The organism is Flavobacterium galactosidilyticum (assembly GCF_020911945.1).
In the GTDB taxonomy this organism is placed as follows: domain Bacteria; phylum Bacteroidota; class Bacteroidia; order Flavobacteriales; family Flavobacteriaceae; genus Flavobacterium; species Flavobacterium galactosidilyticum.
In genome coordinates this window covers 2,955,224-2,971,245 of sequence record NZ_CP087135.1, presented here as the reverse complement: position 1 = coordinate 2,971,245, position 16,022 = coordinate 2,955,224, and the positions used below count along the sequence as shown (strand labels likewise).

Annotated in this window: 11 protein-coding genes; 10 read left to right on the top strand and 1 reads right to left on the bottom strand. The window is 32.6% G+C overall.

Annotation, left to right across the window (positions count from 1 at the left end; genetic code table 11):
* Positions 1-24: 24 nt before the first annotated feature.
* The gene (locus LNP27_RS12790; protein ID WP_428979006.1) at positions 25-2,721 is read right to left on the bottom strand and encodes a putative LPS assembly protein LptD; all 2,697 of its coding nucleotides are present in this window, start codon (positions 2,719-2,721) and stop codon (positions 25-27) included.
* 134 nt (positions 2,722-2,855) lie between these two features.
* On the opposite strand from LNP27_RS12790, the gene LNP27_RS12785 reads away from it, so the two are divergent.
* The 10 genes from LNP27_RS12785 to LNP27_RS12740 all read left to right on the top strand — a co-directional run bounded on the left by LNP27_RS12785 (position 2,856) and on the right by LNP27_RS12740 (position 16,016).
* Complete coding sequence (locus tag LNP27_RS12785; RefSeq protein WP_229942030.1) at positions 2,856-4,022, top strand: N-acetylmuramoyl-L-alanine amidase family protein; 1,167 nt, start codon at positions 2,856-2,858, stop codon at positions 4,020-4,022.
* 55 nt (positions 4,023-4,077) lie between these two features.
* Positions 4,078-5,235: an N-acetylmuramoyl-L-alanine amidase family protein gene (locus tag LNP27_RS12780; protein WP_229942029.1), complete on the top strand. Its 1,158-nt coding sequence runs from the start codon at positions 4,078-4,080 to the stop codon at positions 5,233-5,235.
* 50 nt (positions 5,236-5,285) lie between these two features.
* The gene (locus LNP27_RS12775) at positions 5,286-6,251 is read left to right on the top strand and encodes an MlaD family protein (RefSeq protein WP_229942028.1); all 966 of its coding nucleotides are present in this window, start codon (positions 5,286-5,288) and stop codon (positions 6,249-6,251) included.
* A gap of 5 nt (positions 6,252-6,256) precedes the next feature.
* Positions 6,257-7,591 (top strand): 4Fe-4S dicluster domain-containing protein, encoded by a 1,335-nt coding sequence (locus LNP27_RS12770; protein WP_229942027.1) that lies wholly within the window; start codon positions 6,257-6,259, stop codon positions 7,589-7,591.
* Positions 7,592-7,660: 69 nt separating this feature from the next.
* Positions 7,661-8,452, top strand: a complete 792-nt coding sequence (locus LNP27_RS12765; RefSeq protein WP_229942026.1) for a (Fe-S)-binding protein — start codon at positions 7,661-7,663, stop codon at positions 8,450-8,452.
* A gap of 43 nt (positions 8,453-8,495) precedes the next feature.
* Complete coding sequence (locus tag LNP27_RS12760) at positions 8,496-8,978, top strand: ABC transporter ATPase (protein ID WP_229942025.1); 483 nt, start codon at positions 8,496-8,498, stop codon at positions 8,976-8,978.
* A 15-nt stretch (positions 8,979-8,993) separates the two neighbouring features.
* Complete coding sequence (locus LNP27_RS12755; protein ID WP_229942024.1) at positions 8,994-11,990, top strand: serine hydrolase domain-containing protein; 2,997 nt, start codon at positions 8,994-8,996, stop codon at positions 11,988-11,990.
* A 154-nt stretch (positions 11,991-12,144) separates the two neighbouring features.
* Positions 12,145-12,783, top strand: coding sequence for a phosphatase PAP2 family protein (locus tag LNP27_RS12750; RefSeq protein WP_229942023.1), 639 nt, complete (start codon positions 12,145-12,147; stop codon positions 12,781-12,783).
* Positions 12,784-12,814: 31 nt separating this feature from the next.
* Complete coding sequence (locus LNP27_RS12745) at positions 12,815-14,014, top strand: MFS transporter (RefSeq protein WP_229942022.1); 1,200 nt, start codon at positions 12,815-12,817, stop codon at positions 14,012-14,014.
* Positions 13,998-16,016, top strand: a complete 2,019-nt coding sequence (locus LNP27_RS12740; RefSeq protein ID WP_229942021.1) for a heavy metal translocating P-type ATPase — start codon at positions 13,998-14,000, stop codon at positions 16,014-16,016. The genes LNP27_RS12745 and LNP27_RS12740 overlap by 17 nt, the downstream gene beginning before the upstream one ends.
* Positions 16,017-16,022: the final 6 nt, after the last annotated feature.

Genomic DNA, 16,022 nt, shown 5'->3' with positions numbered 1-16,022 from the left:
AAATCCTTATAAATTTGCTTTGATCTATCTGTTAATTACGCTTCGTTTGTCCCATTTAATGTCGCTAAGGATGCCAGATTTTATTCCGATAAAGAAACCCCAGTTTGCATTATTTCCAAAAGGAGCCCAGTTAAAATCCATTCTCCAGCTCAACAAATCTCTCTCAAAACGAAGTTGCGTGAAAGTAACCCCTTGTTGAACAAAATCATAACCTGTAGAAACACCTGCTTTCCATTTTGGAGTAATATCGGCATTGGCAGAAATCATAATTGAGTTTCCTATAATTTTATTTTCACGGTTGTTATTTCCATAAGTTAGGGAATAAGCAAATGTCATATCCCAAGGTAATTTAGAATTAAAGAATTCTGAAATCTTATCTACACCGTCGTCGTCTTCATCTTCAAATTGACTTCTTCTAGCATCACCTAAATCAGTATTTGTACCAAATAAATCATCTTCACGACCGCCATTTCGCTGACTTTGAAGGTTTTTATCCTTCTTTTTATCATCTTTTCCTTTACTCGCAACAGAGTAGTTGATGGTCATATTAGAACTAGTCATTCTAAAAAGACTTCCGCCATTATCAATATTAAATTTATTAATACGTCTTCCAGAATTATCAATAGCGTAAGGATCTAGTGTTGCCCCAAAGTTGACATTCATTTTATTATTGAATATTTGGGTTCCACCACTTAGTCTAACCGGAGAAAAAGCAAGTGAATTTACACCATCAGCATCAAGATTATAACTTGTAGAAAGATTTAAGTTGTTAAGTAACATAATCTTTTTCGGTTCCGTTTTAGTACTGTCTCTGTCCGTTACTTTAGCTTCAAAAGTATTGCTTAAGTCAAAACCTAAATTATTAGAATTGTTTAGTCCTGGAGCACCAAAAATTCCATTTTCAAATCGAGTATATCTTTTGTCCATAGTTCCAGTTGCATCTGAAGCATAGGTATCATAGTATTTTTCAAAACTCGGAGTATATCCATACGATACAGAAGGTCTCATGACGTGTCGTATCGATTTTATTTTTTTGTCGGCGCCAAAATTAAAAGTTCCGTAAACAGTAGTTCCTAAACTTGAAGAGAAGGAATAGGTTCTAAATGCAGCAAAACCATTGACTACTTTATCTACAACTTTACTTTGATCAACATCATAACCTCTTTCAATTGTTTTAGCATACCATATTTCCTCATAATTCATAGAGGTTGAAGCACTAAAATATTTGAATAATTTAAAATTAGTACTTAAAGGAATACTGTGTTGAACTCCTATTTTAGCATCTCTAAACATTTGTGGTTTGAAGAACAAAGAATCATTAGTAACAAAACTATTACGACCGTTTAAATTATACTGTAAATTGATATTCTTGAAAAACCCTTTTTTTAGACCATCCTTACCAACAAATGGATAAATTCTATCTACACTTAATTGCAACGTTGGTAAAGTCATATTTATTTCTTGCGTTTGTGTATTTTGCGAATGTGTTGCCGTCAGAGACAATCGAACTTGAGGAACGGAATTGAATGTTTTAGAATACGAAATAGACGAACTTAAAGTATTATTCAGGTTAGAACCAATATTGTTTTGATTAATAGATTGCTGGAAATACTTGCTGCTTCCTAAATTGACAGAAGCCGAAAAGCTTGAGTTTGGACTTGCTTTAGTATCTCTAGAATGAGACCATTGAATATTATAAATATTTTGCTTTGAGTAGTCCGGATATCCTCTTTCACTGGAAATTAAGTTTTCAAAACGAACGTTTACATTTCCTCTAAAACTATATCTTTTCGCATAACTCGACTCAAAACGCATTCCGTAACTACCATTAGTGTAATAATCACCTAAAACCGTTAAATCATAATGATCATTTAGTGCGAAATAGTATCCTAAATTTTGAAGTGAAAAACCACGCTGATTGGAGTCATTATAACTAGGTAAAATAAGTCCAGATATACTCGTTTCTTTACTCATTGGAAAAAAAGCAAAAGGCAATGCTATAGGAGTAGGAACATTAGCAATAACCATGTTAGTTAATCCGGTTACAACCTTTTTACCAGGAATAAGCTTCACTTTACTAGTTTGAAAATAATATTCTGGATTATCAACATCTTTAGAAGTCGTGAAAATAGCGCGTTTTAAAAAGTAAACAGAGTCATTCTCTTTTTTAGTAACAGCTGCCTTAATTCTAAATTCTCCCTGTTCAGATCTTGAATTATAAATTAATGCTTTTTTTGTTTTGAAATTGAAACGTATAGAGTCTGGTTCGACGACATTTTCGCCTTGTTTGAAATTTGGATATTGTGTGAATTTTCCAGTAGAATCTTTGATTCTTCCTGCATAAACTTCGTTCTTTTCGTAGTCCATTACAATAACACCTGATTTTAACTCTATATCTTGGTAATAGAGTTCTGCCTTATCATATAAAGTGATGAGTTTTTTCTTTTGGTCAATTTTAGCGTATTTATTTGCTTTGTATTTTACTTTGCCGTCTAGAAATGGTTTTTTGGGTTGTACACTATCTTTTTTTATACTGTCATTTTGTTTTGTAACAGCTAAAATGGGAGTTTTAATTTGGTTTGAGGTTTTTTTGGAGCTATCTATTTGTTTATTAACAGGTAAGCTTGTATTTTTTTTAGTTATATCCTGCGAATATAATTTACTTGAACCTAAAGATAGGAAAACGGATATTAAAACGATATTAAATAAGTTTGTATACAAAGGTTTAAATGCTATTTTTGTAAAATGATGGCTTGTTTTTTGACAGCTCAAAATTACATATTATTAATTGCCAAAAATAGGCAAATAAATAATTTTATGGCAGTAGTCTTTTAATTAAATTAACTTATAGCTTTATGCACAAAAAATATAGAATTAAAATAATAGTATCTTTTATTTTAATGATCATTTCGGCTACAGGTTTTAGTCAATCTAATGATTTCAGGGTAACTTTAGATGCGGGACACGGAGCTCACGATTTTGGTGCCGTTTATGAAGGTCGGATCGAAAAGAATATTGCTTTAGCTGTTGTTTTAAAAGTGGGTAAAATACTAGAATCTACTCCACAAATGAAGGTAAATTACACAAGAAAAACAGACGTTTTTATAGATTTGATTGAAAGAGCTAATATTGCTAATAGAGTTAACGCTAATATTTTTGTTTCAATCCATTGTAACGCTAATAGAAATACGGCTGCCGACGGTACTGAAACGTATGTAATGGGATTGAGTAAAGTAGCGTCAAATCTTGAAGCTGCAAAAAAGGAAAACTCTGTAATCACTTTAGAAAAAGATTACAAACAAAAATATGAAGGTTTTGATCCAAACTCTCCTGAAACAATGATTGGAATGACTTTGATGCAGGAAGAATACTTAGATAATAGTATTTCGCTAGCTAGTAAAATAGAAGATTCTTTTGCTGATTTAGGAAAGAAAATTAGAGGTGGCGGAGTAAAACAAGCGCCTTTTATGGTACTTCATAAAGCGTATATGCCAAGAGTGTTGATTGAAATGGGATTTATTTCAAATAGAATAGAAGGTAATATATTAAATTCTGAAGAAGGTCAAAACGAAATTGCTAAAGCTATTGCTGATGCTATTATCAGTTATAAAAAAGAATATTACGGTAATGGAGAATTTGAAGTAACAGGTGAATTACCATCTCAAAAAATTAATGAGAAACCAATTAAGGATACTGTAACACCAGTAAAAGCAAAAACGGTATCGCGTAATGAAGATTCTATTCAACCTAAGAAAATGGTTGATAGTTCTAAACCAATCTTTAAAGTTCAACTTTCTGCAAGTATTAAAAAAGTAGAGCTTATTCCTAGAAACTTTAAAGGACTGAATAATATTTCGATGGCTTTTGAAAATAGTGTTTACAAATACATGTACGGTGAAACAGCTGATTATAACGAAGCAAAGCAACAATTGCAGGAAGCAAAATCAAAAGGATATGATACAGCATTTTTAATTGCATTCAAAAACGGAGAGAAAATTAGCGTACAAGACGCTCTTAGATAAACGCAATCAAAAACGTTCCTTATATTAAATTTTTTTAAAAAAAAACAAGAATACTTTGAAGCTTATTAAAACGATTAAACCCATAATTGTAATTCTATTTTTATTGTTTTCCATTACTGTTTTTCCTCAGTCCAATAGTAAATTTATTGTTATTTTAGATGCGGGGCACGGAGGTAAAGATCCAGGAAACTCCTATAATGGTTTTGTCGAAAAAGAAATTGCACTTAAGACTGCTTTAAAATTAGAGAAAATCCTAAATAAAGAGAATGACATTCAAGTTATTCATACCAGAAAAACAGATGTTTTTATTGAATTAGTGGATAGGCCTAAAAAAGCAAATCATATGGATGCTAATTTATTTGTTTCTATACATTGCAATTCTGTTAGTAACCCCGTTCCTTTTGGTACAGAGACTTTTGTAATGGGTTTAACCAGAAGCAAAGGTAATTTAGAGATCGCAAAACAAGAGAATTCAGTTATTTTATTAGAGAAGAACTACAAGCAAACGTATAAAGGTTTTGATCCAAAGAATCCTGAAACTTTAATTGGTCTTAAAATTCTACAAGAAGATTATCTAGATAGAAGCATTCAATTAGCTTCAAAAATTGAAAATAATTTTAAACATAAATTAAACCGAAAATCAAGAGGGATAAAGCAAACGCCGCTTTGGGTTTTAGATGCAGCCTACATGCCAAGTGTATTGATAGAACTGGGTTTTTTATCTAATAACAAAGAGGGAAAATATTTGAACTCTGATATTGGACAAGAAAATATGGCACAAGCCATTGCATCAGCTATAATTTCATATAAAAAGGAAAATTTTGGCAATGGGTATGGGAAAGGCAACTCAAATAAAACAGTTAATAGCGGAGCAAAAGACAATGCGAATGATTCCAAATCAAAACGAGGTAATGAAAAACAAACTCCTGAAAATCGAGATGTAAAATCAAAAAACGCAGATATTGTTTTTAAAATCCAATTTGCTGCTGGAAATCAAAACATTAAATTAGTTCCATCTAATTTTAAAGGGTTGAAAAACGTATCGGTAAGAACAAATAACGGCAAATTTTACAAATATGCATATGGAGATACTGCTGATTATAATCAAGCAAAAAAAGATTTACAAGAAGTTAAATCCAAAGGTTATTCTTCAGCGTATATTATTGCATTTAAAGATGGGAAAAACATGAGCGTGGAAGAAGCGCTTAAATAATAACTACAAGTCTAATATTTTATATTAAATTTGTCAAAAATACTTGAATTTTGAAAATAACACGAGAAATTAAAACAGCTATTTTAGTAATAGCATCTATTTTATTATTTATTTGGGGCTATAGCTTTTTAAAAGGCAGAGACCTTTTTACTAATTATAAAACATTTTATGTTGAGTATAAAAGTGTGGAAGGTTTAGCTACTTCAGCGCCGGTTACATTAAATGGACTTATTATAGGTAAAGTTAGCGCTATAACAATCAATGAAAATACAGGAACCTTAACTGTAGAATTACAAATAAAAACTGATTTTCCTATTTCTAAATCTAGTATAGCTTCTCTATATGAGCCTGGTTTTATTGGTGGAAAGCAAATCGCAATTGTTCCTAATTTTGAAGACAAAACCTTAGCGGTTGATGGCCAAAAATTACAAGCTGGTGTAAAGCTAGGTCTTACTGATAAAGTAGGAGATCAATTAGCACCTCTTCAGGAAAAACTAGAAAAGTTGTTGGGTACTACTGATAAATTAATTACTGGAGTTAACAATGTTCTGGACGAAAAAGGACAGCAAGATTTGAAAATTACTTTAGCTGAACTTAGTAAGACTATTGAGCAGTTTCATATCGCTTCTAAAAGTGTGAACAGTTTATTAGACCAAAATAGAACTCAAATAAACGGTGTTGTTACTAATTTTAGTAAAATTAGTAGTGATTTTTCTGAGATTTCTACTTCTTTAAATAAAGCTGATTTAGGCAAATCTGTAAATAATTTGAATGCAACTTTAGCGAAAGTAGATGGTATCATGACAGGATTAGAATCAGGTAAAGGTTCTATGGGTAAATTGCTAAACGATGAAGCTTTTTATCAAAACATAAAATCTTCAACAAAAGAATTAGAATTATTATTACAAGATATTAGATTGTATCCAACTCGATATGTCAATATTTCTGTATTTGGAAAGAAAAACAAACCTTATGTGGGTCCTGAAAAGGATTCTGTAACTAATGTAATAAATTAGCACTTATGAGTTACCTAGATAATATTTTATTTGCCATCCTTTTAGTGATTGGTTTTGGTTTTTTTTATACTAACATTAAAAAAATAGTTAGAAATATAAATCTTGGTACTGATGTCAATCGTTCTGACAATCCAAAAGAGCGATGGACTAATATGGCAATGATTGCTCTAGGGCAATCTAAAATGGTAAAGAGACCTGTTGCTGGATTTTTGCATATTGTAGTTTATTTAGGATTTATAATTATAAATATTGAACTATTAGAAATTATAATCGATGGTCTTTTTGGCACGCATCGTATTTTTGCTTTTCTAGGAACTACCTATAACGTTCTTATTGCTTCTTTTGAAATCTTAGCCCTTTTAGTTTTAGTGGCTGTTATCGTATTTTGGACAAGAAGAAATGTGATTAATTTAAAGCGATTTATCAGCTCTGATCTAAAAGGATGGCCAAAAAGTGACGGTAATTACATCTTGTATTTTGAGGTAGTTTTAATGACATTATTTTTATTAATGAACGCTTCTGATTTGCATTTGCAAAATGTACCGGGAGGTTTCTCTCATTTTATTAAAGCGGGTTCTTTCCCAATTAGTCAATTTATTGAGCCTATTTTCAATGGAATGTCAAACGAGACGGTGCTGTTATTAGCTGAAATGTTTTGGTGGTTGCATATTATAGGTATTTTAATTTTTATGAACTACTTGTATTTCTCTAAGCATTTACACATATTATTAGCGTTCCCTAATACCTACTTTGCGAATTTAAATCCTTTAGGAGAATTTGATAATCTAGAGTCAGTTACTAAAGAAGTAAAATTAATGATGGATCCAAACGCTGATCCATTTGCAGCAGCACCAGTTGATGAGAATGCGATGCCAAGTAAGTTTGGCGCTAGCGATGTTCAAGATTTAAACTGGGTTCAATTGCTGAATGCTTACACTTGTACTGAATGTGGTCGCTGTACTTCAGTTTGTCCAGCTAATATTACAGGTAAAAAACTTTCTCCTCGTAAAATAATGATGGATACCAGAGATAGATTAGAAGAAGTAGGAAAAAATATTGACGATAATAAGGGAGTATTTGTTCCAGATAATAAATCATTACTTAACGATTTTATCACACCAGAAGAATTGTGGGCATGTACCTCATGTAACGCCTGCGTAGAAGAATGTCCGGTTAATATTAGCCCGCTTTCAATAATAATGGATATGCGACGTTATTTAGTTATGGAGCAAAGTGCGGCGCCTACTACATTAAACGCTATGATGACTAATGTTGAAAACAACGGTGCTCCATGGCCTTACAATCAACAAGATCGTTTGAATTGGAAAAATGAAAATTAATACCTTTTTACGATTAAAATTATAATATTGAAATAGGTTCTTTTCAACCATTTGAAAAAAATAAAAGTTATGTCAGAGAATTTAGTAGTGCCAACGATGGCCGAAATGTTAGCTCAAGGTAAACAACCAGAAGTCTTGTTTTGGGTAGGTTGCGCAGGAAGTTTTGATGATAGAGCAAAAAAAATCACAAAAGCATTTGTCCGAATTCTAAATCGTGCCAATATTTCTTTTGCAGTTTTAGGAACGGAAGAAAGTTGTACTGGAGATCCCGCAAAAAGAGCAGGAAATGAATTTTTGTTTCAAATGCAAGCCATGATGAATATTGAGGTTTTGAATGCATACGAAGCAAAAAAAATCGTTACTGCTTGTCCACACTGTTTTAATACTTTGAAAAATGAGTATCCAGAATTAGGTGGTAAATATGAAGTGGTACATCATACAGAGTTTCTGAAATCTTTACTAGATGATGGAAGACTAACCATTGAAGGAGGGCAATTCAAAGGAAAACGTATTACTTTTCATGATCCTTGCTATCTAGGAAGAGCGAATAAGGTATATGAAGCACCAAGAGATTTGATTCTTAAATTAGATGCTGAATTGGTTGAAATGAAGCGTTCAAAAGCAAATGGATTGTGTTGTGGTGCTGGTGGAGCTCAAATGTTTAAAGATGCCGAACCTGGAAACAAAGAAATCAACGTTGAAAGAACAGAAGACGCCTTAGAAATACAATCTGAAATAATTGCAACGGGATGTCCTTTTTGTAATACCATGATGACGGATGGTATTAAAATTAAAGAAAAGGAAGGTGCTGTGAAAGTTATGGACGTTGCTGAATTAATTGCTAACGCACAAGATTTGTAAAGAATCCAAATAATTGAATTATACTTTTTAAATATAAATAAGCATGTACATTCCTTTTGAAAATTTACCCGAAGAGTCTAAAATATGGATTTATCAATCGAATAGAAAATTTTCGGATGCGGAGTTTTCTGAAATAGAAACTGCATTACAGTCTTTTCTTGGAGAATGGGCAGCACATGGTACGAGTCTAGAATCGTCTTACCAATTAAAATACAATCGATTTATTATTATTGCCGTAAATCAGGACGTGCAAGCTGCTACGGGTTGTTCTATTGATTCTTCTGTAGAATTTATTCAAAGTTTGGAACAGAAATACGGTGTTGATTTATTGGATAAAATGAATGTTACTTTCAAACTAGGCGAGCACATTGCCCATAAACCTTTGATTGATTTTAAGAAAATGGTCAAAGATAAAGCCGTTACTGAAAATACTATCGTTTTTAATAACTTAGTAAATAATATCGAAGAATTTAATGAATCTTGGGAAGTCCCTGCTATTGATAGCTGGCATAGTCGCTTCTTTTAAAATAATAACTGTCCAATGAGAAAAATAGACATTAAAATTTTTACTTTTTATGTCTTATTTCTTTTTGCTGCTGCTAGTTGTGTTGGTACAAAAATTAATAAGAATAAAGTAATTTTAACCAACCTTCCTGTCAAAATCCAAAATCTAGATAGCATTGCTATTGCTAATGCTCCAGTGCTTTTTGATGTTCAATATGAAGGGGACAAATGGGTAGATAGTATATACAGTTCAATGACTTTAGAAGAGAAGTTCGGGCAATTATTTATGGTTGCTGCTTATTCTAATAAAGATGCTAAACATTACGCTGCCATTGACAAATTGATTCAGGAAAATAAAATTGGAGGATTAATTTTCTTTCAAGGTGGACCTGTTCGACAAGCGAAACTAACAAACCGTTATCAAGCTTTATCAAAAACCCCATTATTTATTGGTAATGATGCAGAGTGGGGTTTAGGGATGCGTCTGGATTCTACTTATCGTTATCCTTGGAACATGACTCTTGGAGCTATTCAAGACATGAAGTTGATAGAAAAGCTTGGTACCCAAATGGCAAAACAAAGCAAACGATTGGGTTTACAATTTAATTTTGCTCCCGTTCTAGATATCAATTCAAATCCTAAAAATCCTATAATTGGTTTTCGTTCTTTTGGAGAAGACAAATTTAAGGTTACTGAACATGCTATCGCTTTAATGAAAGGAATACAAAGTCAGAACGTATTTGCTACTGGAAAACATTTTCCGGGACATGGCGATACTTCAAAAGATTCTCATAAAGAATTACCAACTATTTATGCTACAAAAGAAAAGCTAGAAGAGGTGGAGTTCTATCCCTATCGAAAAATGTTTCATAAAGGACTTTCTTCGGTTATGGTTGGACATCTAAATGTACCTAGTTTAGAGACTCAAGCTAATTATCCGTCTTCTATTTCTTATAATGTAGTTACGAATGTGCTTCAAAAAGAATTGGGTTTCAAAGGACTTATTTTTACAGATGCTTTGAATATGAAAGGCGTAAGTGATTTTAAATTGCCTAGTGAAATTAACTTTGAAGCTTTTATGGCTGGAAACGATGTACTGTTATTTCCTGAAAATGTACCTGCAACAATCGAAAAGTTTATGCTTGCTTATTCACTTAATTTATTTTCCGCTGAAAGATTGGCTTTTTCTGTAAAGAAAATTTTGAAGTTTAAATATAAAGCGGGTTTAAACGCATATAAACCTATTGCAACTGAAAACTTATACAATGACTTAAATGCTGCTGAAAATGAAGCGCTGCAATATCAATTATATGAAAATGCAATTACGGTTCTAAAAAACAGGGAGACCATTTTACCGATTAAAAATTTAGATAAACAAAAGATTGCTTATGTGAAAATAGGTGATGATAATAATGATTCTTTTGTTTCAACTTTACAGAAATACGCTGATGTAACTGTTGTAGAAGATAAGAATCTGGATAGTTTGCAAGTTAAATTAGCCCCTTTTACTACTGTTATTATTGGGTATCACAAATCAGATGTTGCATTCAAAAATGATGATTTTAGAACAGACGAATTGGCTAAAATTTCTTTTTTAGCGCAACGAAATAATGTCATTCTAGATGTATTTGCTAAACCGTATTCACTGATACCTTTAGACAATTTCGATGCTATTAAAGGGTTAGTGATTTCTTATCAAAATACGACGATTTCTCAAATTGTATCTGCCGAATTAATTTTTGGAGCTATTGCCGCTAAAGGGAAATTACCGGTTTCTATCAATTCTAATTTTAAAGTAAATGATGGAATTTCGACAGAAAAATTAAACCGTTTAGGATTTACCACTGCTGAGAATGTTGGCATGGATTCTGAAATTTTAGCTAAGATAGATGGTATTGCAAACAAAGCAATTAATGCTAAAATGACACCTGGAATTCAGGTATTAGTGGCTAAAGATGGTAAAGTAATTTACCAAAAATCATTTGGCTATCATACGTATGACAAAATAATTAAAGTTCAAAATTCAGATATTTATGATGTTGCCTCGTTAACCAAAATTTTAGCAACTTTGCCTAATGTGATGCTACAATACGACCAACATAAAATAAACTTAGAAACTACATTAGGAACAATGTCTCCCGTTTTTAAAGGTTCAAATAAGCAAAATATTAACTTCAAGGATTTATTGTCACATTATGCAGGATTACCTGCGGGACTTCCCTTTTACAAAGAAGCATTAAATCAATCCAAAAAACCTTCGGAAGCATATTTTAGAAAAACGCCTGAAGTTAATTTCACGAAGAAATTAGGTGATAGTCTTTATATTAGAAATGATTTTAGTGACACAATTATGAAAATGATTGTTGATAGTAAGCTTTCACATAAAAAAGAATACAGATACAGCGATCTTACCTTTATGATTCTAAAAGATTATCTAGAGAAAACCACTGGAAAAAGCCTAGATGTTTTAATTCAAGAGAACTTTTATCGTTCATTAGGTATGAACAATTCTAGTTTTAATCCGTTGACTAAATTTGATAAAAATAGAATACCACCAACAGAAACAGATGCTTATTTCCGTCATCAGCTTTTGCAAGGATATGTAAATGACTTGTCAGCTGGTTTAGAAGGAGGTGTTTCGGGACATGCAGGAGTTTTTTCGAATGTGATGGATGTAGCTAAAATAATGCAACTTTATTTGCAAAAAGGAAGTTATGGGAATCAACTTTATTTTTCTGAAAAAACATTCGATGATTTTAATACCTGTTATTTTTGCGCAGAAGGAAATAGGCGAGGTGTCGGTTTTGATAAACCACAGTTAGGCGTTTCAGGTCCTACTTGCGGATGTGCTTCAATGACTAGTTTTGGGCACACTGGTTATACCGGAACGATGGCTTGGGCTGATCCGGAAAATCAAATTGTATATGTTTTTTTATCTAATAGAACTTTTCCCGTTGCTACTGAAAATAAATTATCTAAAGCTAATATTCGCGAAGACATTCAGCAAGTCATCTATGAAGCAATTGTTAGATAATAAATTATTGTATTCGCTTGAATGAATTTAATATAAATAGCATTCCAAAAATATTTTATAATATTAGTTAAGATTTCAGATAAAAATTTGTTTTCAAAAATTTAACTACAGTTTTTAATAGGAACTAGGTATATTTGATATGAAAATAATTGGTATGAATAAAAGGAATCATTTTTTGAAAATTACTAATTTTATTGGGTTGTTTTTCTGCGTAAGCTTTATCAATGCTCAAAATATTGATATCACTATTTTGAGTGATATAAATGTTAACCGAAATACCTCATTAGATCCTACATTTAAGGCAATAACAAACAGTACGTTGCCAATTAGTGTTGCAACTCCTTTAATTATTTATTCTGTTGGACTAATAAAGAAAGACAGTACTATCAAAAATCAAGCATTATTTATTGGAGAAACCTTTCTAGTTTCGGCATTTATTACCACGGCTTTAAAATATTCTATAAAGAGGGAAAGACCATTTAATACCTATCCAGATATTGAAAAAGTAACTGCAGCACCTGGATATTCATTCCCCTCAGGACACACTTCTACTGCATTTGCAACTGCAACATCATTGAGTATGGAATATCCTAAATGGTATATTATTGCTCCTTCATTTGCATGGGCATCTGCTGTGGGGTATTCTAGGATGCACTTAGGCGTGCATTATCCGTCTGATGTTGTAGCGGGAGCAATTGTAGGGAGTGGTTCTGCTTATATTAGTTATAAACTTAATAAGTGGATTAATAAAAAGAGATCCGAAAAACACAAGCAACCTGAACTAATAGAATGAATTAGTATTTATGAAATAAAATATTCATAAAATGAGAATGTTAAAGTATATTTCAAGGCCGGTTTGGATATTATCATTAGTAAGTTTGTTTACTGATACGGCAAGTGAAATGCTTTACCCTATTATGCCTATTTATCTTAAAACGATTGGGTTTTCAATTGTATTAATTGGAGTTTTAGAAGGATTTGCCGAAGCTTTAGCGGGTTTAAGTAAAGGTTATTTTGGTAAATTATCCGATAATTCAGGTAAGCGCACTCCTTTTGTACAATTTGGTTATGGTCTGAGCGCAATTTCTAAGCCCATGATGGCGTTGTTTATTTTTCCATTGTGGATTTTCTTTGCGAGAACGATCGACCGTTTTGGAAAAGGTATTCGTACGGGTGCTCGCGATGCTATTTTATCCCATGAAGCAACTCCTGAAACCAAAGGTAAGATTTTTGGTTTCCATAGAGCAATGGATACTTTTGGAGCCGTTGTAGGTCCTCTGATTGCACTGATCTATTTATATTATTATCCACAACAATATAAAACTCTTTTTTATATAGCATTTCTTCCAGGTTTGCTCGCTGTTTTTGTTTCGTTTTTGCTAAAAGATAACTCTTATAGTGAACCGGTTAGTAAAAACAAGGTTTCCTTTTTATCTTTTTTAAAGTATTGGAAATTAAGTTCAGATGAATATAAAAAAGTGGTAATAGGATTATTGGTATTTGCAGCATTTAATAGTTCTGATATTTTTTTGTTATTAAGAGCAAAACAAGTAGGTCTTAACGATACCTATGTAATTGGTATATATATCTTTTATAATTTGGTTTATGCAATTACTTCTTTACCAATTGGTATTTTAGCAGATAAAATAGGTTTAAAGAAGATGTTTGTTTTTGGACTAGCCTTGTTTGCGATAGTCTATTTTGGAATGGCTTTTAGTGACAACAGGTATCTGATTGCGATATTCTTTTTTGTATATGGCGTTTATGCTGCGGCGACTGAAGGAGTATCAAAAGCTTGGATTAGTAATATAAGTGATAAAAAAGATACTGCTACCGCTATAGGAACTTATTCAGCATTTCAAAGTATTTGTGCATTAATTGCGAGTTCTTTTGCAGGACTTATTTGGTATGAATTTGGTGCTTCGGCAACATTTATTACAACTGGAATTGCTACAATTTTGATTATTATTTACTTTACTTTCTTTATGAAAGATAAAATTATTAAAAATGACACACTTACATAAACACGAAGATCACGATAATGAGTGTTGCGCACCAGAGAATAAATCAAATCCTAAAAGCGGATATGCAACAGCGGGATGCTGTGGCTCAGACGATAATGAAGGTGGACATTCTGGGCACGACCATGATCATGGCGGCGAAAATCAATCAGTATTAGAACTATTTCTACCTTCTGTTATCAGTTTCGTTCTTTTGGGAGTAGCAATATCGTTTGATCATTTATTTTCTCAAACTTGGTTTAGTGGTTGGATTCGAATTGCTTGGTATGTTGTTGCCTATCTTCCAGTAGGGTTTCCAGTTTTGAAAGATTCTTATCAAAGTATTAAAAGAGGTGATGTTTTTTCAGAATTTTTTCTAATGAGTATTGCTACTGTTGGTGCTTTTGCAATTGGCCAATATGCTGAAGGAGTTACTGTGATGTTGTTCTATTCTATTGGAGAATTATTTCAAATGTTAGCAGTAAGAAAAGCCAAATCAAATATAAAATCATTATTGGATCAAAGACCGGATGTGGCCAATGTTTTAGAAGGGAAAAAAGTGATTTCGAAGAAAGCTTCTGATGTAAGCATTGGCGAAATTATTGAGTTAAAACCAGGAGAAAAACTAGCCCTTGACGGTAAATTACTATCCGATTATGCTACTTTCAATACAGCAGCATTAACAGGAGAAAGTAAACCTGATTCCAAGTCAAAAGGGGAAATAATTCTCGCGGGAATGATTAATTTAAATGCCGTTGCTCTTGTCGAAGTGACTACAGCATTTACAGATAGTAAATTGTCTAAAATTTTGGACATGGTTCAGGAAGCCACTGCTAAAAAAGCACCAACAGAGTTATTTATTCGAAAGTTTGCTAAAGTATACACTCCAGTTGTTGTCTATCTAGCCATAGGGATTTGTTTGATTCCAATGTTGTTTGTTGATGATTATACATTTAAGGATTGGTTATACAGAGCCTTGATTTTCTTGGTTATTTCCTGTCCATGTGCGTTGGTTATTTCCATTCCTTTAGGATATTTTGGTGGAATTGGAGCAGCTAGTAAAAACGGAATCTTGTTTAAAGGCTCTACATTTCTAGATGTGATGGCTGCCATTCAAGTGGTTGTAATGGACAAAACAGGTACGTTGACTAAAGGTGTTTTTAAAGTTCAAAAGGTAGTTGCTATCGGTATTTCTGCAGTTGATTTAGTTAGATATACTGCAGCAATCGAAGCAAAATCGACACATCCTGTAGGTTCAGCGATAGTGGCATTTGCCAATGATAATTATAATGAAATTACAGTTACTGATGTAAGTGAGATTCCTGGAATGGGATTGAAAGGGCGAGTAAATGGAAACGAAATTGCAGTTGGAAGTCCTAAATTGATGAAGAAATTGGATATCGATTATGATACTGAATTGGACACGATTCCTTATACTACAATCGTTGTGGCATTCAATCAAAAATATGCAGGTCATTTTATTATTGCTGATGAAATAAAAGAAGATGCCAAAACGGCCATTGAAAGTTTACATAAATTAAAAATTAAAACAATTTTACTTTCTGGTGATAATCAAGCAGTGGTTTCGGCTGTAGCCAAAGAATTAAATATTGATGAAGCCCTTGGTAATTTATTACCAGAGCATAAAGTGGAAAAAGTAGAATTACTGCTAAATCAAAAAATGAAAGTGGCATTCGTGGGCGATGGAGTAAATGATGCTCCCGTAATAGCTCTGGCAGATGCTGGAATTGCAATGGGAGGTTTAGGAAGCGATGCGACCATTGAAACGGCTGATATTGTCATACAAAATGATAAGCCCACGAAGATATTCACAGCGATAAATATTGGACGAAAAACAAAACAAATTGTTTGGCAAAATATAACTTTGGCTTTTATCGTAAAATTGGTCGTTTTAATTCTCGGAGCTGGTGGTTTAGCAACGATGTGGGAGGCCGTTTTCGCAGATGTGGGCGTGGCATTATTAGCCATTTTAAATGCAGTACGGATTCAGCGAATGAAGTTTTAAATCTTC

What these genes read in the sequence shown, in the direction of transcription:
- LNP27_RS12785 (WP_229942030.1), top strand. Translation starts at nt 2,856, where the DNA reads ATGCACAAAAAATATAGAATTAAAATAATAGTATCTTTTATTTTAATG.
- LNP27_RS12770 (WP_229942027.1), top strand. Translation starts at nt 6,257, where the DNA reads ATGAGTTACCTAGATAATATTTTATTTGCCATCCTTTTAGTGATTGGT.
- LNP27_RS12765 (WP_229942026.1), top strand. Translation starts at nt 7,661, where the DNA reads ATGTCAGAGAATTTAGTAGTGCCAACGATGGCCGAAATGTTAGCTCAA.
- LNP27_RS12760 (WP_229942025.1), top strand. Translation starts at nt 8,496, where the DNA reads ATGTACATTCCTTTTGAAAATTTACCCGAAGAGTCTAAAATATGGATT.
- LNP27_RS12755 (WP_229942024.1), top strand. Translation starts at nt 8,994, where the DNA reads ATGAGAAAAATAGACATTAAAATTTTTACTTTTTATGTCTTATTTCTT.
- LNP27_RS12750 (WP_229942023.1), top strand. Translation starts at nt 12,145, where the DNA reads ATGAATAAAAGGAATCATTTTTTGAAAATTACTAATTTTATTGGGTTG.
- LNP27_RS12745 (WP_229942022.1), top strand. Translation starts at nt 12,815, where the DNA reads ATGAGAATGTTAAAGTATATTTCAAGGCCGGTTTGGATATTATCATTA.
- LNP27_RS12740 (WP_229942021.1), top strand. Translation starts at nt 13,998, where the DNA reads ATGACACACTTACATAAACACGAAGATCACGATAATGAGTGTTGCGCA.